The sequence below is a fragment of the Bradyrhizobium sediminis genome (assembly GCF_018736105.1).
Lineage (GTDB): Bacteria > Pseudomonadota > Alphaproteobacteria > Rhizobiales > Xanthobacteraceae > Bradyrhizobium.
Map to the genome: position 1 here is coordinate 1604194 of NZ_CP076135.1, position 19723 is coordinate 1623916.

General features: G+C 65.2%; 18 protein-coding genes. 14 read left to right on the forward strand and 4 right to left on the reverse strand.

Annotation, left to right across the window (positions count from 1 at the left end; translation table 11 throughout):
• Positions 1-127 precede the first annotated feature (127 nt).
• A complete protein-coding gene (locus KMZ68_RS07750; RefSeq protein ID WP_215615214.1) occupies positions 128-700 on the reverse strand; it encodes a glycosyl transferase in 573 nt (190 codons plus the stop codon).
• A gap of 173 nt (positions 701-873) precedes the next feature.
• Here KMZ68_RS07750 and KMZ68_RS07755 point away from each other — a divergent pair, with 173 nt between their 5' ends.
• The 4 genes from KMZ68_RS07755 to KMZ68_RS07770 all read left to right on the forward strand — a co-directional run bounded on the left by KMZ68_RS07755 (position 874) and on the right by KMZ68_RS07770 (position 5126).
• Complete coding sequence (locus KMZ68_RS07755) at positions 874-2037, forward strand: PA0069 family radical SAM protein (RefSeq protein WP_215615215.1); 1164 nt, start codon at positions 874-876, stop codon at positions 2035-2037.
• Between the two features lie 162 nt (positions 2038-2199).
• Positions 2200-2655 (forward strand): VOC family protein, encoded by a 456-nt coding sequence (locus KMZ68_RS07760; protein WP_215615216.1) that lies wholly within the window; start codon positions 2200-2202, stop codon positions 2653-2655.
• A 135-nt stretch (positions 2656-2790) separates the two neighbouring features.
• Positions 2791-3534, forward strand: coding sequence for a ribonuclease HII (locus tag KMZ68_RS07765; RefSeq protein ID WP_215615217.1), 744 nt, complete (start codon positions 2791-2793; stop codon positions 3532-3534).
• Positions 3535-3617: 83 nt separating this feature from the next.
• A complete protein-coding gene (locus KMZ68_RS07770; protein ID WP_215615218.1) occupies positions 3618-5126 on the forward strand; it encodes a glycosyltransferase family 39 protein in 1509 nt (502 codons plus the stop codon).
• Between the two features lie 187 nt (positions 5127-5313).
• Here the strand turns inward: KMZ68_RS07770 and KMZ68_RS07775 are convergent, their stop codons facing one another.
• Positions 5314-6141, reverse strand: a complete 828-nt coding sequence (locus tag KMZ68_RS07775; protein ID WP_215616247.1) for a uracil-DNA glycosylase — start codon at positions 6139-6141, stop codon at positions 5314-5316.
• A 137-nt stretch (positions 6142-6278) separates the two neighbouring features.
• Between KMZ68_RS07775 and KMZ68_RS07780 the strand changes: the two genes are divergently transcribed.
• From KMZ68_RS07780 to KMZ68_RS07790, 3 genes are all read left to right on the forward strand, one after another.
• Positions 6279-7937 carry an electron transfer flavoprotein-ubiquinone oxidoreductase gene (locus tag KMZ68_RS07780; RefSeq protein WP_215615219.1) on the forward strand — a complete coding sequence of 553 codons (1659 nt, stop codon included), beginning with the start codon at positions 6279-6281 and terminating at the stop codon, positions 7935-7937.
• Positions 7938-8188: 251 nt separating this feature from the next.
• Positions 8189-9970, forward strand: a complete 1782-nt coding sequence (locus KMZ68_RS07785; RefSeq protein ID WP_215615220.1) for a tetratricopeptide repeat protein — start codon at positions 8189-8191, stop codon at positions 9968-9970.
• An 18-nt stretch (positions 9971-9988) separates the two neighbouring features.
• Entirely contained in the window at positions 9989-10867 is an 879-nt protein-coding gene (locus tag KMZ68_RS07790; RefSeq protein WP_215615221.1) for a 4-(cytidine 5'-diphospho)-2-C-methyl-D-erythritol kinase, read from the forward strand.
• Between the two features lie 125 nt (positions 10868-10992).
• Here KMZ68_RS07790 and KMZ68_RS07795 read toward each other — a convergent pair whose 3' ends face one another.
• Complete coding sequence (locus tag KMZ68_RS07795; protein WP_215615222.1) at positions 10993-12003, reverse strand: polyprenyl synthetase family protein; 1011 nt, start codon at positions 12001-12003, stop codon at positions 10993-10995.
• 136 nt (positions 12004-12139) lie between these two features.
• On the opposite strand from KMZ68_RS07795, the gene KMZ68_RS07800 reads away from it, so the two are divergent.
• The 6 genes from KMZ68_RS07800 (at position 12140) to glyS (ending at position 18020) form a co-directional block, all read left to right on the forward strand.
• Positions 12140-12367: a putative signal transducing protein gene (locus KMZ68_RS07800; protein ID WP_215615223.1), complete on the forward strand. Its 228-nt coding sequence runs from the start codon at positions 12140-12142 to the stop codon at positions 12365-12367.
• On the forward strand, positions 12360-13127 hold the full coding sequence (locus tag KMZ68_RS07805) for a tRNA1(Val) (adenine(37)-N6)-methyltransferase (protein WP_215615224.1): 768 nt from the start codon (positions 12360-12362) through the stop codon (positions 13125-13127). The genes KMZ68_RS07800 and KMZ68_RS07805 overlap by 8 nt, the downstream gene beginning before the upstream one ends.
• Positions 13128-13399: 272 nt before the next feature.
• On the forward strand, positions 13400-14311 hold the full coding sequence (locus tag KMZ68_RS07810; protein WP_215615225.1) for a S49 family peptidase: 912 nt from the start codon (positions 13400-13402) through the stop codon (positions 14309-14311).
• A gap of 105 nt (positions 14312-14416) precedes the next feature.
• Positions 14417-14608 carry a hypothetical protein gene (locus KMZ68_RS07815; RefSeq protein ID WP_215615226.1) on the forward strand — a complete coding sequence of 64 codons (192 nt, stop codon included), beginning with the start codon at positions 14417-14419 and terminating at the stop codon, positions 14606-14608.
• 206 nt (positions 14609-14814) lie between these two features.
• Positions 14815-15780, forward strand: coding sequence for a glycine--tRNA ligase subunit alpha (locus KMZ68_RS07820; RefSeq protein WP_215615227.1), 966 nt, complete (start codon positions 14815-14817; stop codon positions 15778-15780).
• A gap of 5 nt (positions 15781-15785) precedes the next feature.
• Complete coding sequence (gene glyS, locus KMZ68_RS07825; RefSeq protein WP_215615228.1) at positions 15786-18020, forward strand: glycine--tRNA ligase subunit beta; 2235 nt, start codon at positions 15786-15788, stop codon at positions 18018-18020.
• 903 nt (positions 18021-18923) lie between these two features.
• Here the strand turns inward: glyS and KMZ68_RS07830 are convergent.
• On the reverse strand, positions 18924-19286 hold the full coding sequence (locus KMZ68_RS07830) for a DUF1236 domain-containing protein (protein ID WP_215615229.1): 363 nt from the start codon (positions 19284-19286) through the stop codon (positions 18924-18926).
• 239 nt (positions 19287-19525) lie between these two features.
• Here KMZ68_RS07830 and KMZ68_RS07835 point away from each other — a divergent pair, with 239 nt between their 5' ends.
• Complete coding sequence (locus tag KMZ68_RS07835) at positions 19526-19681, forward strand: DUF3096 domain-containing protein (protein WP_215616248.1); 156 nt, start codon at positions 19526-19528, stop codon at positions 19679-19681.
• Positions 19682-19723 lie beyond the last annotated feature (42 nt).

Below are 19723 nucleotides of genomic sequence, written 5' to 3' on the forward strand. Positions count from 1 at the left end.
GATGTTTGCCATTATCAATTAATTATTTGACTTTGGCAAATATATTGCGGTGTCAGCCCTGCCAGTTCTACTTTGCATGGGGTTGTTTTCGCGATTTTTGGTCCGGGCCGTCCCGGGTCCAGGATGTTCAGGCGACGACCATGATCCGGCTGCGCAGCTGGGTGCGGGAGGAGCGGCCGAGCTGGCGCAACAGCCGGGCCTCGGAGCGGCGGGCGTCCGGCGCGTAGCCGCCGAGCCGGTCGTAATGGTCCCGGGCGATCAGCAGCCCCTGTTCCGCCGACGGCCCCGTGATCATCCGGGCCACGAATTTGAAGCCGTCGCGCCAGCGGGTGTCGGCATAGGGCGAGCGGGCATAGCGGAAGATCCCGGCGCGGGGACGGCCGCTCGAGGAGACGCCCTGGATGAACTGGGTGGTCTCCTCGATCCAGCCTGCGTCCAGCACGGCGCCGGCATGCAGGAACATCAGCCAGGGCGAGCGGGCCTGCCGGGCGCCTGCGGCCAGCGCCGCCGCGCGCGATCCCTCGAACGCCAGGAAGCGGCAGCCTGCGACGTCGGCCACGCGCTCGATCACGCCGGTGCCGGAACGGTCGACCAGCAGCACCTCGCGAACGATGCCTGCGGCGGCGCCGGGCACCAGCGCCGCAAGGGTCGCGACGGCCGGCTGTTCGACGCCCTCGGTCGGAATGATCACGCTCAGCATCAATGAGGCTTCGCTGGCTCAAAACGGTGAAAAACGCCGGATTGTTAGCACCTTGTCACAATCAAATCAGCATTCGCGGTGCAGTTTTTTGCAGCAGGGCAGGCGGTTCCGCCATCTGTGGATTTCGCGATTCATGTTCTTGTTTTGTTCTCGATGCGTGTTATGTTCTGGCCATGAGCCGAGCATCCTCACATGCCCTCAAGCACCCGCCGGTCACGGCGCCCTCCGAGCCGGCGGGTGCACCTTCTCCTTTTCCCGAACTCGCAGTCGCGATCGAACGCGAACGGCGGCGTGGCCGCGGCGCGCAATCCAACGCCAGCGGCCGCTTCGAGGCCGAGGCGCGGATAGCCTTCGACGATGGCTGGCAGAGCCTCGACGAATTGCCGCCGTTCAAGACCACCGTCGCGCTCGATACCGCGCGGAAAGTCATCACCCGCAACGACTCGCCGGATATCGGCTTCGACCGTTCGATCAACCCCTACCGGGGCTGCGAGCATGGCTGCGTCTACTGCTTCGCGCGGCCGACCCACGCCTATCTCGGACTGTCGCCGGGGCTCGACTTCGAATCGAAACTGTTCGCCAAGCCCGACGCGCCGCAGCTACTGGAAAAGGAACTGGCGGCGCCGGACTACGAACCGCGCATGATCGCGATCGGCACCAACACCGATCCCTATCAGCCGATCGAGCGCGAGCGGAAGATCATGCGCGGCATTCTCGAAGTGCTGGAACGAGCGGGCCACCCGGTCGGCATCGTTACCAAATCGGCGCTGGTGACCCGCGACATCGATATTCTGGCGCGGATGGCGAAGCGCAACCTCGCCAAGGTCGCATTGTCGGTAACGAGCCTCGATCCCCAGCTCGCGCGCACCATGGAGCCGCGGGCCTCGACGCCGGCAAAGCGGCTGCAAGCGCTGCGGCAATTGTCGGAGGCGGGAATTCCGACCACGGTGATGGTGGCGCCCGTGATCCCCGCGCTGAACGATTCCGAGATCGAGCGCATTCTCGATGCCGCGGCCCATGCCGGCGTCAAGGAAGCGAGCTATATACTGCTGCGGCTGCCGCTCGAGGTGCGCGACCTGTTCCGCGAATGGCTGATGGCGAATTATCCCGACCGCTACCGCCACGTCTTCACGCTGATCCGCGACATGCGCGGCGGGCGCGACTACGATTCGCAGTGGGGAACGCGGATGAAGGGCACCGGGCCGATGGCCTGGATGATCGGACGCCGGTTCGAGATCGCCTGCGAGAAGCTCGGGCTCAACAAGCGGCGCTCGAAACTGACATCAGATCATTTCGCGCGACCGAAGAGCAGCGGGCAGCAGCTGAGTTTGTTCTAGCAGCCGTCATTGCGAGCCAACGGGTCGCGCGAATGCGCGCCCGATGACAGGCTCCGCGAAGCAATCCATCGCTTGCCAGGCAAAGATGGATTGCTTCGTCGCGTTGCTCCCTTGCGCAAACGGTTCGCGTTTGTCGCAGGCAATGACGGAGAAGGAAGTGGCATGAATACGAAACTACCGGCCCCGATCCCGCGGCTGACCATGATCACGCTCGGCGTCAGCAATATGCGCGCCAGCATCGCGTTTTACGAAGCGCTCGGCTTCACGCGAAAGCTTGCCGCGTCAGGCGAAGCCGTCGCGTTCTTCGAGACCGGCGGCACGGCGCTCGGGCTGTTTCCGTGGGATCTGCTGGCGCAGGACGTCACGCTGCCGCAGGACCCGCGGCCGCGAGGGTTTCGCGGCATGACGCTGGCCTGGAATTGCAGTACGGCCGAGGAGGTCGACGCCGTGCTGGATTTCGCCATCTCAAAGGGTGCTTCGCTGTTGAAACCGGCGCACGCGACCGATTACGGCGGTTATTCCGGATATTTTTCCGATCCCGACAATCATCCCTGGGAAGTGGTGGTCGCGCCCGGCATCGAGGTCGGTGACGACCGGCGGGTCCATTTGCCGGATTAGCCTTTTGGTTTGACGCGTTTTCCTTGCGCGAACCGGCGCCCACGCCTGAAAACGTCATGGCGCCGCGACTGAATAGCGGGAATTTCCCGGAGTTCCCGGTTGCGTCGTCGGGCTCGCTGTGGCCACGATCCCGGCATGAGTCGCGACAAATCCGGGAAAGACGAGGCCAAGCCGCCGAAGGGCGCGATTGCCGTAGCGCCGCCGAGCTTTCGGCGCGAGCGCGCGCTGATCAAGCGTGGCATCTGGCCAATCGCCGGCTGCGACGAGGCCGGGCGCGGCCCGCTGGCGGGCCCGGTGGTGGCCGCCGCCGTGGTGCTCGACCCGAAGCGGATCCCCAAGGGCATCGACGATTCAAAGCGGCTGACGGCGGAACGCCGCGAGGAACTGTTCGAGCAGATTTGCGCCACCGCGTCGATTGCGGTCGCGTTCGGTTCGCCGGCGCGGATCGATCGCGACAATATCCTGCGCGCCTCGCTGTGGGCGCTCGAACGTGCGGTGCAGGCGTTGCCGGAGATGCCGCAGCATGTGTTCGTCGACGGCCGCGACCGGCTCGACGTCGCCTGCGAATGCTCCGCCGTGATCGGCGGCGACGGGCTGGTGCTGTCGATCGCGGCGGCGTCGATCGTTGCCAAAGTGACGCGCGACCGCCTGATGTGCGCGCTGGCGCAGGATTGCCCGGGCTACGGTTTCGAATCCCACAAGGGCTATGCCGTGCCCGAGCATCTCGAAGCGCTGGACCGGCTCGGGCCGAGCGTCCATCACCGCCGCTTCTTCGCCCCGGTCGTGGCCGCGCGGGAAAAACATCACCCCTCGACCGTCGAGCGCGATCTCTTTACGAGGGAAACGCCTGCAGGTGCCGAGGTTGCGGCCGCCATCTAGCGCCAGTTGCGTCAGCGGCTGACGCGCTCTATCAAACGTTCGAGATCGAATGGGGCCGGCTGGTCGGGCATTTCGGACGTTTCATGCGTTTCACCTCCCTGATTGTCGAACTGATCCGCGCCCGGCCGCGGCTGGTGGTGTGGCTCGTGGTGCTGCTGCAGGCGGCGTTGTGGCTGATCCTGCCGCTGCTGTTGTATCGCAGCCCGCCCGGCGATCTCGCGACGATGCTGGCCTTCGGCCGGGAATATCAGGTCGGCACCGATCTCGGTCCGCCGCTGGCGTTCTGGCTCGCCGATATCGCGTTCCGCGCCGCCGGCAACCACATGTTCGGCGTCTATCTGCTGGCGCAGCTCTGCGCGGTCGCGACCTTCTGGACACTATTCTTGCTGGCGCGCGCCATTGTCGGCGGACAACAGGCCGTGCTCGCGATTTTGCTGACGCTGACGGTCACGGCCTTCAGTTCGCCCGGCGCCGAGTTCGGTCCCCTGGTGCTGGCGCGCCCGCTCTGGGCGTTGCTGCTGCTGCACTCCTGGCAGTTGATCGGCCAGAACCGGCGCAACGCGTGGTTCGCGTGGTCGATCGAGGCAGGCCTCCTGCTGCTGACGACCTCCGCCGCAATCGGCCTGCTTCTGCTGATCGCCGGCTTTGCGCTCGCCACCGTCCGCGGGCGGCGCATGCTGATGTCGTTCGATCCGCTGTTCGCGCTGTTGGTGATCGTCGTGCTGGCGCTGCCCTGGCTGGTCTGGCTGATCCGCGCCGACATGCTGGCATTGCCGCCATGGCCGGCGGTTGCCGATCTCAGCGGCAGGGCGCTGCACTGGGGCAAATTGCTCGGCGGCCTGCTGCTGGCGATTTCGGGGATCCTGGTCCTGGTGGTGCTCAATTCCGGCTGGTTCAACCGCAACCCGGAAGAGACGCCGATCATCTACCGGCCGCCGGTCGATCCGCTGGCGCGCAATTTCGTTTACTTCTTCGCCATCGCGCCCGCGCTGGCGGGAAGCCTGATCTCCGGCCTGTTCAATCTCGACGGCGTCGTGGGCGGGGCGGGCGTCGCGCTGATGATGTCGGGACTGGCCGTGATCGTCGCGACCGGCGATCTGGTCCATCTGCGGCGTCAGCGCGTCCTGCGCACGGTCTGGGCGCTCGCCGTCCTCGCGCCTGCGTTCGCGGCAACCGCGACCACGCTGTTTCTGCCCTGGACCGGCGGCACCGAAGTGGCGACCTCGCTGCCTGCGCGCGCGATCGCGCATTTTTTCGGCGACAGTTTCGAGCGGCGCACCAACCAGCGGCTGCGCGCGGTGGCCGGCGATCCGCAGCTGGCGGCGCTGATTTCGCTGGATACCGGGCGTCCGCATCTGCTGCTCGATGCCGCGCCGCAACGGACGCCGTGGCTGACACCGGCGAAATTCAACGAAACCGGCGGCGTCGTGGTGTGGCGCGCGTCCGATACATCAGGCACGCCGCCCGCCGATATCGCGCAACGCTTTCCCGGTCTGGTGCCGGAAGTGCCGCGGGCGTTCGAATGGCTGGTGACCGGACGGCAGCCGCTGCTGCGGATCGGCTGGGCTATCGTGCGGCCGAAGGGGCCGTAAGCACTCTATTCCTCATGGTGAGGAGGCGCGCTTGCGCCGTCTCGAACCCTCATGGTGAGGAGCGCGTCTTCCCGGCAGCGCGCTTGCGCGGTCCGGCGCGCGTCTCCGGACGATGCTTCGCATCGCCGGGCGAACCATGAGAGCCCGGATATCTCATCCTCCGAGAGGCACGCTCGCGCGTGCTCCTTCAGGATGAGGCCTGTGCCTGCTCCAGCGCCTTGGCGATTGCCCGCAGATCCTGCCACGCCATCCGCTTGTAGGACGGCGAGCGCAACAGATAGGCCGGATGGAAGGTGGCGAGCGCGCGGATCGTCCGCGTGCCGGTGTCGTAGTCGAACCAGCGCCCGCGGGTCTTCATGATGCCCTCGCGCGTCGACAGCAGGGTCTGGGTCGAGGGGTTGCCGAGCGTCACCAGCACGTCCGGGTTCACCAGTTCAATTTGCCGCTGGATGAAGGGCAGGCAGATCTGGGTTTCCTGCGGCGTCGGTGTGCGGTTGCCGGGCGGCCGCCAAGGAATGACGTTGGCGATGTAGACGCTGGAGCGGTCGAGCCCGATCGCCGCCATCATGCGGTCGAGCAACTTGCCGGAACGGCCGACGAACGGCAGGCCCTCGATGTCTTCCTCGCGCCCGGGAGCCTCGCCGACGAACATGACGCGCGCCTGCGGATTGCCGTCGGCGAATACCAGGCGGGTGGCGGTCGACTTCAGCGCGCAGCCGTCGAACGTCTCCATCAGCGTCCGCAGCGCCTCGAGCGAGGGCGCGGTGCGCGCCGCTTCCCGGGCCGACTGGATAGCGGCCTCCGGCGCGGCCGGCGCCTCGGCGCGCGCGGCCGGGATCGCCGGAGCGGCGGGAATTGTCCTGACGGGCCGGGCCGGCGCCGCCTCGCGGGGGGCCGGCATGATGTCGGGATCGGACAGCCGGTTGACCGGCTCGTCGGTCAGCGCACAGTCGACCCCGGCCTCCAGATAAAAGGCCAGCAATTGCTGGACGGTAGGTGCGTTCTCGGGCGTCATGGCGGGGGTCTGCGGCATCTCGCGCAATCTAGGCCGCCTTGCGCCGTTGTGAAACGCATTTCGGCAGTTGTTCTCAGGACAAAAATCGGAAACAACGGGGGCAATTAGAGGCGTTCTCAACCGGCCGGGACCAGATCATGAGCAGCGAAGAATTACCCCCGCGCGAATCCATGGACTTCGACGTCGTGATCGTCGGCGCCGGGCCGTCCGGCCTGGCGGCCGCGATCCGGTTGAAGCAACTCAACGCCGATCTCAGCATCGTCGTGGTGGAGAAGGGCTCCGAGGTCGGCGCGCATATCCTGTCCGGCGCGGTGATCGATCCGGTGTCGCTCGACAAACTGGTTCCGGACTGGCGCGAGGACGCCGATTGCCCGCTGAAGACGCAGGTCAAGACCGACAAGTTCTACTGGATGACCGCGGGATCGGCGATCCCGCTGCCGGCGATCGCGATGCCGCCGCTGATGAACAATCATCATTGCTATATCGGCTCGCTCGGCAATGTCTGCCGCTGGCTGGCGCGAAAGGCCGAGGCGCTCGGCGTCGAGATCTATCCGGGGTTCGCTGCGACTGAGGTGCTGTACGACGACAAGGGCGCGGTGCGCGGCATCGCCACCGGCGACATGGGCATCGCCAAGGACGGCACCCACAAGGACTCGTTTACCCGCGGCATGGAACTGCTCGGCAAATACACGCTGTTCGCCGAAGGCGCCCGCGGCAGCCTGACCAAGCAGCTGATCGCGAAATTCTCGCTGGACGCGGGCAGCGAGCCGCCGAAATTCGGCATCGGCCTCAAGGAAGTCTGGCAGATCGACCCCACCAAACACCAGAAGGGCCTGATCCAGCATTCGTTCGGCTGGCCGCTCAACAATTCGACCGGCGGCGGCTCGTTCCTCTATCACTACGACGACAATCTGGTGGCGGTCGGATTCGTGCTGCATCTCAATTACGACGATCCTTATCTGTCGCCGTTCGACGAATTCCAGCGCTTCAAGACCCACCCGGCGATCCGAAACCTGTTCGAAGGCGGCAAGCGGCTCGCCTACGGCGCGCGCGCCATCACCGAGGGCGGCTATCAGTCGGTGCCGCGGCTTTGCTTCGCCGGCGGCGCGCTGATCGGCTGCGCGGCGGGTTTCGTCAACGTGCCGCGCATCAAGGGCGTGCACAATGCGATGGGCAGCGGCATGCTGGCGGCCGAGCACGTCATCGCAGCACTCGGCGCCGGCCGCGCCAACGACGAACTGGTCGAATACGAAAACGCCTGGCGCGGGTCGGCGGTCGGCAAGGATCTGTACCGGGTCCGCAACGTCAAGCCGCTGTGGTCGAAGTTCGGCACCGTGATCGGCGTCGCCCTCGGCGGCATCGACATGTGGTGCAACACGCTCGGCTTCTCGCTGTTCGGAACCCAGTCGCACGCCAAGCCCGACCGCAAGACGCTCGACCCGGCGAAGGCGCATGCGCCGATCGCGTACCCGAAGCCGGATGGCAAGATATCGTTCGACAAGCTTTCGTCAGTGTTCCTGTCCAATACCAACCACGAAGAGGACCAGCCGGTTCACCTCAAGGTCGCCGACATGAACCTGCAGAAGACGTCCGAGCACGATGTCTATGCCGGTCCGTCCAACCGCTATTGCCCGGCGGGCGTCTATGAATGGGTCGAGGAAGCGTCGGGTCCCCGCTTCCAGATCAACGCGCAGAATTGCGTCCATTGCAAGACCTGCGACGTGAAGGACCCCAACGGCAACATCACCTGGGTTCCGCCGGAGGGCGGCGGCGGTCCGAACTACGAGGCGATGTGACCACGATTGCGTGAGCCGGTAGCCGCCCATGCAGCCGCCGGCCACGATACCGCCACACTGAAAGCGTTTTCAGGCCGGGCCGGCCGGAAGGCCGGTCAGTGCGACGATCATCGGGCCCTCCTGCCATTCGATTCGCCACCCCGTATCCTTGCGGTTCAACGCCAAACGCGGCATTGTCGCTTGCCTTGATGCCGCCGGCTGGGTTCGCATCCGAGACGATCCTTGAAATCCCTGGAGCTAGGCAAACCCTGATGTTTTCCATTCGTTTCAATCGCCGGACCCTTGCCGCACTCGCCTTCGCCGCGCTGGCAGCGCCCGGTTCGGTTGCGGCCCAGACACCCGATCATACCGCCGACAATTCGGCGCAGTTCCCGACCAAGGGCGACCTGAAGTCGATGACCACATCGGGCAGCTATCTGGCCGCCCGTCACGCCAGCGTCGAGCGTGACGCCTCTTCGGCGGCGGCGTTCTACCGCTCGGCGCTGCGCACCGATCCGAAGAACAACGAGTTGCTCGATCGCGCGTTCATTTCCTCGCTCGCGGACGGCGACATCGACGAGGCGGTAAAGCTCGCCGACCGCATCCTGACGATCGACAAATCCAATCGCGTCGCCCGCCTCGTGGTCGGCGTGCGCGATCTCAAGCAGAAGAAATATTCCACCGCGCAGATCAACATCAATCAGTCGATTCGCGGACCGATCACGGATCTGGTGGCGACGCTGTTGTCGGGCTGGGCCAGCTACGGCGCCGGCGACACCAAGGCCGCGGTCGCCAACATCGACAAGCTGACCGGTCCGGAATGGTATCCGATCTTCAAGGACCTGCATTCCGGCATGATCCTCGAACTCGCGGGCAAGGAAAAGGACGCCGGGATACGTCTGGAGCGGGCCCACAAGCTCGACGATTCCATGCTGCGGGTGGCCGAGGCCTATGGGCGCTGGCTGTCGCGCGGCAAGGATCCGGCGGCGGCCACCGCCGTCTACGCGGCGTTCGACAAGAAGCTGCCGCGGCATCCGCTGGTACAGGAAGGCCTGCGCGAAACCAAAGCCGGCAAGAAGATGTCGCCGCTGGTCGATTCGCCGCAGGCCGGCGCCGCCGAGGCGCTCTACGGCATCGGCGCCACCTTGACGCGGCGCGGCGGCGAAGACCTCGCGCTGGTCTATCTGCAGCTCTCGCTCTATCTCGCACCCAATCATCCGCTGGCGCTGTTGTCGCTGGCCGATCTCTACGAGACCGTGAAGAAGCCCAGGATGGCGATTAAGGTCTATGAGCGGATGCCGGCCGGTTCGCCGCTGAAGCGCAACGCGCAGATTCAGCTCGCGACCAACCTCGACGCCGCCGACCGCAGCGACGAGGCGATCAAGATCCTGAAGGGCGTCACCGCGGAAGATCCCAGGGACATCGAAGCCATCATGGCGCTCGGCAATATCGAGCGCGGCCGCAAGCGGTTCGCCGACTGCGCCCAGACCTACGGTCAGGGCATCGATGTGATGCCGCCGGGCAACGAAAAGAACGCCTGGGTAACCTATTATTACCGCGGCATTTGCGAGGAGCGTTCCAAGCAGTGGAGCAAGGCGGAAGCCGACATGCGCAAGGCGCTGGAGCTGCAGCCCGAGCAGCCGCACGTGCTGAACTATCTCGGCTACTCGTGGATCGATCAGGGCATCAATCTCGACGAAGGCATGAAGATGATCAAGCGCGCCGTCGATCAGCGCCCGGACGACGGCTACATCGTGGACTCGCTGGGCTGGGCGTTCTACCGCATCGGCAACTATGCGGACGCGGTGAAAAATCTCGAGCGCGCGATCGATCTCAAGCCCGAAGACCCGACCATCAACGACCATCTCGGCGACGCCTATTGGCGCGTCGGCCGCACGCTGGAGGCGAAATTCCAGTGGGCCCACGCCCGCGACCTCAAGCCCGAGCCGGACGAACTGCCGAAGATCGAGGCCAAGATCGAAAACGGGCTGCCGGAGGACACCTCGTCGGCGGCGTCCGCCGACAAGAAAAAAGATGATGGCAAGGGCGGCTGATCGAAGGACTGGCCGCCGATGCTGATGGAAGAGGGGCGTGCCAAGGTCAACCTGACCCTGCGGGTGGTCGGGCGCCGCGTCGACGGTTATCACGATCTCGAAAGCGTGGTGGCGTTCGCCGATTGCGCCGATCGCATCACGCTGACGCCGGGCGCCACACTGGATCTCGAGACCACCGGGCCGCTGGCGCAGGCCTGCGGCGAGGCCGCGGACAATCTGGTGTTCAAGGCGGCGCAACTGCTCAGCGAACGCGTGCCGGATCTCAAGCTCGGCGCTTTCGTGCTCGACAAGAAGCTGCCGGTCGCTGCCGGCATCGGCGGCGGTTCGGCCGACGCCGCGGCGGCGCTGCGCCTGCTGGCGCAGGCCAACGGGCTTGCGCTCGACGATCCGCGCCTGATCGAGGTCGCGCGGCTGACCGGCGCCGACGTGCCGGTGTGTCTTGCCTCGCGCGCCTGCGTCATGACCGGCGTCGGCGAAGCCTTGATGCCGCTGAGCCTGCCGATCATGCCCTGCGTGATGGTCAACCCGCGGATTCCGGTCGCGACCAAGGACGTGTTTGCAGCACTGGGCTTGCGCAACGGCGAACTGCTGGTTGGCGCCACCGACGTGATCCGGACGCCGGGCTGGCCGGAGCAGGGGGCGTCGGTCGAAGACTGGGTTGAGGCGCTCAGCTCTGCCTCCAACGATCTCGAAGAGCCGGCGATGCGCATTCAGCCCGTGATCGGCGAAGTGCTCTCGGCGCTCAACGCCACCAACGGGGCCTGGCTGGCGCGGATGTCGGGGTCGGGTGCGACCTGCTTTGCGATCTATGAGAACACCGCGGACGCCCGGCGCGCGGCGCAGAAGATCAGCCGCGACCACCCGCAATGGTGGGTGCATGCGGGCGTGCTGAGCTAACCTGCCGACCCTCATGGTGAGGAGGCGCCCTTGCGCCGTCTCGAGCCATGAGGCCACAGACGGATCTCCAACTGCCTCATCCTTCGAGACGCGCGCGAAGACGCGCGCTCCTCAGGATGAGGAGATCAGTGCGACCTCGCCAGGCAGAACGCCACCACCTGCTCCAGCGCGGTCTTCATCGGCGAGGCTGGAAACAGCGCCAGCGCATCGACCGCCATCGCGCCGTAATGCTGGGCGCGGTTGATGGTATCCTCCAGCGCGCGGTGCTTGGTCATCAGCCCGATGGCGTGATCGAGATCGCCGTCGCCGATCTCGCCGCGCTCCAGCGCCTTGACCCAGAACGCGCGCTCGGAGTCGTTGCCGCGGCGGAACGCCAGCACCACCGGCAGCGTGATCTTGCCTTCGCGGAAATCGTCGCCGATGTTCTTGCCGAGCTTGGCGGCCTTGCCGCCGTAGTCCAGCACGTCGTCCACCAGTTGGAACGCGATGCCGAGGTTCATGCCGACCGAGCGGCACGCGGTCTGCTCGGCCTTCGGACGATTGGCGATGACAGGGCCGACCTCGCAAGCCGCCGCGAACAGCTCGGCGGTCTTGCCCCTGATCACGGCGAGGTACTCGTCTTCCGTGGTCGCGGTATTTTTCGCCGCCGCAAGCTGCATCACTTCGCCCTCGGCGATGGTGGCCGCGGCGGACGACAGAATGTCGAGCGCGCGCAGCGAGCCGACCTCGACCATCATCCGGAAGGCCTGGCCGAGCAGGAAGTCGCCGACCAGCACGCTGGCCTCGTTGCCCCACAGCATGCGCGCCGACAGTTTGCCGCGCCGGAGTTCGCTTTCGTCGACCACGTCGTCATGCAGCAGCGTGGCGGTATGCATGAATTCGACCGAAGCGGCGAGCTTGATATGGCCCTCGCCGGAATAGCCGGCGAGACCCGCCATCGCCAGCGTCAGCATCGGCCGCAGCCTTTTGCCCCCTGAGGAAATCAGGTGGTTGGCGACCTCGGGGATCATGGTGACCTCGGAGCCGGTCCGCGACAGGATCGTCGCGTTGACCCGCTCCATGTCGGCGGCGACAAGCCCGACCAGCTCATCTATCGAAGCGTTCGATGGGCTCTCGAAGGGTACAATAACCGCCACGCTGGTCTCCACATTTGCCCAATTCGGACTATCCTTACGGTCCGACAATAGAAAGTGCCGGGTAATGCGGCAAGGGCAGGTAGCGGTTGACACGCGCCCGCGCCCCCCGCCCCGGATCGGCTAAGGAGAGCCAAAGTTGCGGGAACTGGTTCGGACCAACGATATGGTGCTGGTTTCGGCGGTCGGCGCCCTGCTCGACGGCGCCCATATTCACCATCTGGTGCTGGATCAGAATATGAGCATCCTCGAAGGCTCGCTGGGCGTCCTGCCGCGCCGTATTCTGGTCCATGAGGACGACGACCGCGAGGCGCGGCAGATCCTCAGCGACGCCGGGCTCGCCCACGAGCTGCGAGCCGATGACTGATTCCGCCGCCGAATTCACCGAGGATGCATTTCTCGGCGGACAATTGCGCCTGCGTCAGCCGCGGTCGGGCCACCGCGCCGGCCACGACGCCATGCTGCTGGCCGCGGCGACGCCGGTGGGTCCGGGCGATCGCGTGGTCGAATTCGGCGCCGGCGTCGGCGCCGCCGGTCTCGCGGTCGCCAGGCGCGTGACCGGGATCGATCTCGTTCTGGTCGAGATCGATGCTGATCTGGCCGGGCTCGCGCGAAGCAACGCCGTCTCGAATGCGATCGCGGCCGAGGCGATCGTGCTGGACGTGGCGGCTGCCGCCGACGCCTTTGCCGCCGCGGGCCTCACTCCCGACAGCGCCGATGTGGTTCTGATGAATCCGCCGTTCAACGATGCCGCGCGGCACCGCGCCTCGCCGGACAAGGCCCGCGCCTCGGCCCATGTCGCAACGGCTTCGACGCTGGAGGGCTGGGTCCACGCCGCGCGGCGGATCCTGAAATCCGGCGGCGTGCTGACTTTGATTTGGCGCGCCGACGGAATCGCGGAGGTGCTGGCGGCGCTCGATCGCGGCTTCGGCAGCCTGGCGATCCTGCCGGTTCACGGCGATCCCGGGACCCCCGCGATTCGGCTCCTGATACGTTCGATCAAGGGCGGACGGGCTCCCACGCAAATCCATCCCGCCCTGATGCTCAACGATGAGTCAGGCGTGCCCAACAAACGGGTACAGGAAATTCTGGCGGGGAAGGGTGTCTTGCCCCTTGCGACACTCTGAGGCGTGTCCGGTCGAGGCGCGTCCGGTCGCTCACGATTTGAGCAGAAGTGCTATTGCGGGAGCTTCTCTGACTGCCGTTCCGGCGCCGAGGTGAAGTGAACCGCGGTCAAAAGGATACCCATCAGCATCATCAGCAGATAGATTTTCATGTCACTCTCCGCTGCGCCATTGCAGCCATAACGACTGCAAAGCAAAAGGCGTTCCACCGCTTCGGGCGTTCCCCCCTCATTGCCCAGTGGGGTGATAAAAAATGGTTAATTCGAGGTAACGGCATGAGTGAACAAATAAGTGATCGCGCGGGACTGCCGGGCCTCGTCGAGCGGCTGATGCAATTCGTTCCGGCGCGGCTGCGGCGTGGCGCCGTCGTCGTGCCCGTGGTCCGGTTGTCGGGCCTGATCGGTGCGGTGACGCCGCTGCGGCCGGGCATGTCGCTGGCGGGCGTCGCCCGGACGCTGGAGCGCGCCTTCGCCATGAAGCATGCAAAGGCGGTGGCGCTGGTGATCAATTCGCCCGGCGGTTCGCCGGTGCAGTCGCGCCAGATCTATCTGCGGATCCGGCAGCTTGCCGCGGAGAAGAAACTGCCGGTGCTGGTGTTCGTCGAGGATGTGGCGGCCTCCGGCGGCTACATGATCGCCTGCGCAGGCGACGAGATCTTCTGCGATCCGTCTTCGATCCTGGGCTCGATCGGCGTGGTCGGCGGTTCCTTCGGATTCCAGGACCTGATCGCAAAGATCGGCGTCGAGCGGCGGCTCTATACGGCCGGCGCCCACAAGGCGATGCTCGATCCGTTCCTGCCGGAAAACCCCGACGACGTCGCGCGCCTGAAAGCGCTTCAGCGCGAGATCCACGCCATCTTCATCGCGCTGGTCAAGCAGAGCCGGGGCGCCCGCCTCAAGGGCGCTGACGACACCCTGTTCACCGGGGAATACTGGGCCGGCGAAACCTCGGTTTCACTGGGCCTTGCGGACGCCGTCGGCGATCTGCGCTCGACCTTGCGCACCCGCTACGGCGACAAGGTGCTGACCCCCGTGGTCTCGCCCCCGGGCGGGATGCTGTCGAGCCTGTTCGGCCGCAAATCGCCCGGCGCGGGAACGGCTGCCTCGCTCGAGGCGATTGCGGGCCTGCCGGACGAACTGATTTCCGCGCTCGAGAGCAGGGCAATTTGGGCCAAATTTGGGTTCTGAGGCCGACCACCCCGCGCCATTTGGCCTCGGATAAGGCGATTGCCGCAAAGGCCGGCTTGCGCGACAATACCAATCGGGGCGTGACGTAACGACAAGGATCGACCGATGCCGCCGCTGATTGCATTCGCGGGCGCCCTGGGTGGGCTGGCCGTGGTCCGCTGGGCTTACAAGACCGCCCAGAGGGTCAACAGGGAACTGGAAGAGGCCCGGCTGGCACGGGTCGCCGAGGCTGCCCGCTCGAACGAGATCCCGACGCTGCGGCGGGACCCCAACACCGGCGCCTACCGCCCGGGCTGATCCTCAGGCCCTCGGTCCTCATCCTGAGGAGCAGGCGCAGCCTGCGTCTCGAAGGATGGCCGCGATATCGGGGCCTCATGGCTCGAGACGCGCAAGATGCGCTCCTCACCATGAGGAAATCAGGTCCGCCATCGCCTTGATTCCCTTGGCCCCCGCCGATACGGTCCCGCGCGCTTCAAGCCCCCCTCGCGAGACCGATTCTGCCGATGGACGCCATACCTGCCCACATGCGCCCGGAACGCTCGTTCCAGGGACTGATCCTGACTCTGCAGCGCTATTGGGCGGATTACGGCTGCGTGATCCTGCAGCCCTATGACATGGAGGTCGGCGCCGGCACATTTCACCCCGCGACCACGCTGCGCGCGCTCGGGCCGAAGCGCTGGAACGCGGCCTATGTGCAGCCGTCGCGGCGGCCGAAGGACGGCCGCTACGGTGAAAATCCCAACCGGCTGCAGCACTATTACCAGTTCCAGGTGATCCTGAAGCCGTCGCCGCCGGACATTCAGGAGCTCTATCTGAAATCGCTGGCGGCGATCGGCGTCGATTCGCACCTGCACGACATCCGCTTTGTCGAGGACGACTGGGAAAGCCCGACGCTCGGGGCCTGGGGGCTCGGCTGGGAATGCTGGTGCGACGGCATGGAAGTGTCGCAGTTCACTTATTTCCAGCAGGTCGCCGGCGTCGAATGCGCGCCGGTCGCGGGCGAACTCACTTACGGGCTCGAGCGGCTCGCGATGTATGTGCAGGGCGTCGACCGCGTCTACGACCTCAACTTCAACGGCCGCGACGGCGACGAGCGCGTCACTTATGGCGACGTGTTCCTGCAGGCCGAGCAGGAATATTCGCGGCACAATTTCGAGCACTCCGATTCCGAGATGCTGTTCAAGCAGTTCTCGATGGCGGAGGAAGCCTGCAAGAAATATCTCGCGGCCGGCTGGAAAGAGGGCGGCAATCAGAAAGAACATCTGATGGCGTTGCCGGCCTATGACCAGTGCATCAAGGCGAGCCACGTCTTCAACCTGCTCGACGCCCGCGGCGTGATCTCGGTGACGGAGCGGCAGAGCTACATCATGCGCGTGCGCGAACTGGCCAAGGCCTGCGGCGAAGCCTGGGTACATACCGAAGCGGGCAGGGCGGGGACTTTACCCTCCCCCTCAAGGGGAGGGGAGTAGAGCCAATGCCCGATCTTCTGCTCGAATTGTTCTCCGAAGAAATTCCCGCGCGCATGCAGGCGAAGGCGGCCGAGGACCTGCGCCGCATGGTGACTGACAAGCTCGTCGCCGAAGGTCTGGTCTACGAGGGTGCGAAAGCGTTCGCGACGCCGCGGCGGCTGGCGCTGACGGTGCACGGCATTCCCGCGCGACAATCCGACCTCAAGGAAGAGCGCAAGGGCCCGCGCGTCGGCGGGCCGGACGCGGCGGTGCAGGGCTTCCTGAAAGCCACCGGGCTCAAGTCGCTCGACGAAGCCAAGATCCAGCGCGATCCGAAGAAGGGCGACTTTTACGTCGCGCTGATCGAGAAGCCCGGCCGCGCCACGCTGAACGTGCTGGCCGACATATTGCCGGTCATCATCCGGACCTTTCCGTGGCCGAAACAGATGCGCTGGGGCGAGCGCTCGGCGCGATCGGGCGCGCTGAGCTGGGTGCGGCCGCTGCATTCGATCATCGCCACCTTCGGCCTCGAGACCGAAGCGCCCGACGTGGTGAAGTTTGCCATCGATGGTATCGAGGCCGGCCAAGCGACAAGAGGCCACCGCTTCATGGCGCCGGCGGCGATGGAAGTGCGCCGCTTCGAGGATTACGAGGCGAAGCTGTTGGATGCCAAGGTCGTGCTCGATCCGCAGCGCCGCAAGGACGCCATCCTCACCGACGCCAGGCAACTGGCGTTCGCGCAAGGTTTTGAGCTGGTCGAGGACCAGGTGCTGCTCGACGAGGTCGCGGGGCTCGTCGAATGGCCTGTGGTGCTGATGGGATCGTTCGATCCGGAATTCCTGTCGATCCCGGGCGAAGTGATCCGCGCCACCATCCGCAACAATCAGAAGTGTTTTGTGGTGCGCGATCCCAAGACGCAAAAACTCGCCAACAAGTTCATCCTCACCGCCAACATCGAGGCGAGCGACGGCGGCAAGGCGATCGTCGCCGGCAACGAGCGCGTGATCCGCGCCCGGTTGAGCGACGCGAAGTTCTTCTGCGAGACCGATCTGAAGACCAGGCTGGAAGACCGGCTGCCGAAGTTCGACGGCATCGTGTTTCACGAGAAGCTGGGCACCCAGGGCGAACGCATCGCGCGCATCGAGCGGCTGGCGGCGGAGATCGCGCCTGTTCTGTGGAAGCAGCGCGACACCTTCTTCGACGGCAAGCTCCTGAACGCCGAGGGATTCCGCAATGAGCAGGACTACATCCTGAACGTGAAGCGCGCGGCGCGGCTGGCCAAGGCGGACTTGCTGACCGAAGTGGTCGGCGAATTCCCGGAGTTGCAGGGCCTGATGGGCAAGTACTACGCGCTGGCGCAGGGCGAACATGCCTCCGTCGCCGCCGCCAGCGAGGAGCATTACAAGCCGCAGGGACCGGCGGATCGGGTGCCGACCGATCCGGTTAGCGTGGCGGTGGCGCTGGCGGACAAGATCGATACGCTGGTCGGCTTCTGGGCAATCGACGAAAAGCCGACCGGGAGCAAGGATCCCTATGCGCTGCGCAGGGCGGCGCTGGGCGTGATCAGGCTGATTGTTGAGAACGGCGTTCGATCGAATCTCGTAAGGCTCTTTGATCGGCACCACGATTCGATATTAGAGTCCATTGCAACGTCTTTACGAAACGCGGGCGCCGGTACTTTTGGTATCGCAAAGGGGCTTGTGAATTGGAACGATACGAAGGTCGAACAAAGATGTGTCGACCTCCTCGCTTTCTTCGCTGACCGTCTCAAGGTCCAGCTCCGCGAGCAGGGTGCGCGGCATGATCTGGTGGACGCCGTGTTCGCGCTCGGAGGCCATGACGATCTGTTGATGGTGGTCCGCCGCGTCGAGGCGCTCGGCAAATTCCTTGACACCGACGACGGCAAGAACCTGCTCGCCGGTGCCAAGCGTGCCGCGAACATCCTGCGGATCGAAGAGAAGAAGGACGGCAAGGCCTATGACGGGACGCCGGACGCCGGGCTTTATAGCCTCGACGAGGAAAAGGCGCTGGCGTCCGCGATCGAGCGCACCAAGATCGCTACCTCTCTTGCCCTTAAGGCCGAGGACTTCGAAAATGCCATGGGCCATATGGCTGAGCTCCGTCCGGCGGTCGATGCGTTCTTCGACAAGGTCAAGGTCAACGACGACGACGCCAAGGTGCGCGAGAACCGCCTGAAGCTGCTCAACGAAATCCGCGCCGCCACGCGCGCGGTCGCGGACTTTTCCAAGATACAGGATTGAGTGCCCGTTATCTCCGCGTGAACGCGCACGTTGCACTGCTTTTCATGCGCCACGGTGTCGTCCCTGCGAACGCAGGGACCCATAATCCCAGTCGCCGATTGTGACAAAAGGCGTCGACCAGTCTGCTCAAAATGCGAAGCCGCGGCGTATGGGTCCCTGCGTTCGCAGGGACGACACTGCGGAGGATGGGCGGTGCGAAAGCGATACCATCAACGCTGCCTGACGCTGTGTGACTACCCGACGGGCAAATCAGTTCGCCTTGCGATTGCAGTGTGTCTAGTCCCTCAAGCAAAAATATTCTGATTTTCCGAAATCGCAAATCGGTCTATATCCATCGCATCCCGTTCCACTCGGAGGGGCGTTTCGCGAACGTCACGGACGTAGGGATGGGCTGCGGTGGACGCGGGCGGCGCGCGAGACGGGCGTGCCGCTGGCGGACGGCGAAGTCGTGTGGTCCTGACACCCCGACGCTGGTGTCAAGTTCGCGCTAGGGAGCGCGGGCGACGGTGGCAAGAAAGCCCGGTCACCGGGGAGAGCGCGCTATAAGCCGTAAAACCATTGCGCAGGGAAGGCCGGATTGCCTCCGCTGAACCTGTATGCTCGTGTGCGTTTTTCCCAATAACAATTGCACACGGGACCGCGGGTGCAGCGCGCACCCGGTCTTCCCTGCGCCCTCTGAATCGAGGGCCGAGGAAACTGATAGCAAGACTCGGGCGAAACGCGCCGCGAGATCGCGAAGCCGTATTTGGCGATGACTCAACGTCTGGAATTTGCATTTCTGCGTGCGCGCAAGAGAACGCTCAAACCAAAAGCCCCGCCCGGCGGGGGAGACCGGACGGGGCCTTGATGTCCGGAAAAGCGCCGCTGCGGCTGTCCGGACAAGTCGTTCGGGCGATCCCAACTCTAGTCGACCACCTGAACGATGCGGCGGCTGCGCGGCTCGACCAGCACGGTCCGGCCGTTCACCACGGTGTAGCGATAGGGCGTCGCGCCATAGGTCTGCGGCACGTCGTAATAGGTGATGCCGGCTTCCGGCAGGATACCGCCCACCACCACGCGATCCGGAATGGTGAAGGTCGGCACGCGCTCGCGAATGACATATTCGCGGAACGCCGGACGCTGATCGGCGGCGATGCCGTCGGCATCGTTGATGATCACGGTGCCGCCGCGAACGACGCCCGTGGTGATTTCGCCCTGTGCCTGCGCCGCGACCGGTCCGCCGAGGGCGCCCGCGACGGCGGCAACGGCAAGTATTTTGTTCCGCATGACAACTCCTTCCGACGTGATGCACGCTGGCCTTGCACAGCATGCAATCCCCTCCAATTCATCGCGCGCGGCATTGTTCCGGAGAAAGACGGCAGTTCACCGCTGCAATTTTCGGCATTCTTTCGTGGGCGCTGGAACCGGTAGAAGTAGCCGGCGTCTGCTATCGTGGAACCGTGCCGCAGGGTAAAATCCCCGCCTCGATTCGATTTTTCCACTCAGCGCCATCCGGAGAGATTTCAATGACCATCACAGCTGCCCATATTCAGCCCATCGTGGCGCTGATCGCCGGCGTTCTCATTTTGATCATGCCGCGCTTCCTCAACCTGGTGGTCGCGATCTATCTGATCTTCATCGGTTTGGCGGGGCTTGGCTTGTTCAAGATGCTTCGAATGTAGGGTTCAAACCGGGTACTCGCGGCTTGCGCGGGCCCGCCCAAA